The organism is Budvicia diplopodorum (genome assembly GCF_009800925.1).
Lineage (GTDB): Bacteria > Pseudomonadota > Gammaproteobacteria > Enterobacterales > Enterobacteriaceae > Budvicia > Budvicia diplopodorum.
On the sequence record NZ_WOYF01000038.1, the window covers coordinates 1 to 1,782 of the forward strand.

A 1,782-nucleotide genomic window follows, 5' to 3' on the forward strand; every position below is an offset into this window, starting at 1 on the left:
ATTTCATCAGACAATCTGTGTGGACACTGCACTCGAACTGGTATCGCTTGGTAAGGAGGTGATCCAACCGCAGGTTCCCCTACGGTTACCTTGTTACGACTTCACCCCAGTCATGAATCACAAAGTGGTAAGCGCCCTCCCGAAGGTTAAGCTACCTACTTCTTTTGCAACCCACTCCCATGGTGTGACGGGCGGTGTGTACAAGGCCCGGGAACGTATTCACCGTAGCATTCTGATCTACGATTACTAGCGATTCCGACTTCACGGAGTCGAGTTGCAGACTCCGATCCGGACTACGACGCACTTTATGTGGTCCGCTTACTCTCGCGAGCTCGCTTCACTTTGTATGCGCCATTGTAGCACGTGTGTAGCCCTACTCGTAAGGGCCATGATGACTTGACGTCATCCCCACCTTCCTCCGGTTTATCACCGGCAGTCTCCTTTGAGTTCCCACCATTACGTGCTGGCAACAAAGGATAAGGGTTGCGCTCGTTGCGGGACTTAACCCAACATTTCACAACACGAGCTGACGACAGCCATGCAGCACCTGTCTCAGAGCTCCCGAAGGCACTTCAGCATCTCTGCTAAATTCTCTGGATGTCAAGAGTAGGTAAGGTTCTTCGCGTTGCATCGAATTAAACCACATGCTCCACCGCTTGTGCGGGCCCCCGTCAATTCATTTGAGTTTTAACCTTGCGGCCGTACTCCCCAGGCGGTCGATTTAACGCGTTAGCTCCGGAAGCCACGGGTCATGCCCACAACCTCCAAATCGACATCGTTTACAGCGTGGACTACCAGGGTATCTAATCCTGTTTGCTCCCCACGCTTTCGCACCTGAGCGTCAGTCTTTGTCCAGGGGGCCGCCTTCGCCACCGGTATTCCTCCACATCTCTACGCATTTCACCGCTACACATGGAATTCTACCCCCCTCTACAAGACTCTAGCTTGCCAGTTTCAAATGCAGTTCCCACGTTAAGCGCGGGGATTTCACATCTGACTTAACAAACCGCCTGCGTGCGCTTTACGCCCAGTAATTCCGATTAACGCTTGCACCCTCCGTATTACCGCGGCTGCTGGCACGGAGTTAGCCGGTGCTTCTTCTGCGAGTAACGTCAATGAATAAGGCTATTCACCTTACCCCCTTCCTCCTCGCTGAAAGTGCTTTACAACCCGAAGGCCTTCTTCACACACGCGGCATGGCTGCATCAGGCTTGCGCCCATTGTGCAATATTCCCCACTGCTGCCTCCCGTAGGAGTCTGGACCGTGTCTCAGTTCCAGTGTGACTGGTCATCCTCTCAGACCAGTTAGAGATCGTCGCCTAGGTGAGCCATTACCCCACCTACTAGCTAATCCCATCTGGGTTCATCTGATGGCGCGAGGCCCGAAGGTCCCCCGCTTTGGTCTTGCGACGTTATGCGGTATTAGCTACCGTTTCCAGTAGTTATCCCCCTCCATCAGGCAGATCCCCAGACATTACTCACCCGTCCGCCGCTCGCCGGCAAAGTAGCAAGCTACTTTCCGCTGCCGCTCGACTTGCATGTGTTAGGCCTGCCGCCAGCGTTCAATCTGAGCCATGATCAAACTCTTCAATTAAAGTCTGATGCTCAAAGACTACCTTGAAAACTAAAAGTTTTCGTCATAAAACTTAAGTAATAAATTACAAATGAATTACTGCTTGGTCACTCTTTAAGACTTGGTATAGTTTTTGCCACCGGAGTGGCTATGATACCGTCTTGTGAGTGCCCACACAGATTGTCTGATAAATTGTTAAAGAGCGGTGT

At 51.9% G+C, this 1,782-nt stretch carries 1 rRNA gene; it reads right to left on the minus strand.

Annotated elements, in window-relative coordinates:
- Positions 1 to 51: 51 nt before the first annotated feature.
- Positions 52 to 1,594: ribosomal RNA gene (locus GVI43_RS15680) — 16S ribosomal RNA — on the minus strand.
- Positions 1,595 to 1,782 lie beyond the last annotated feature (188 nt).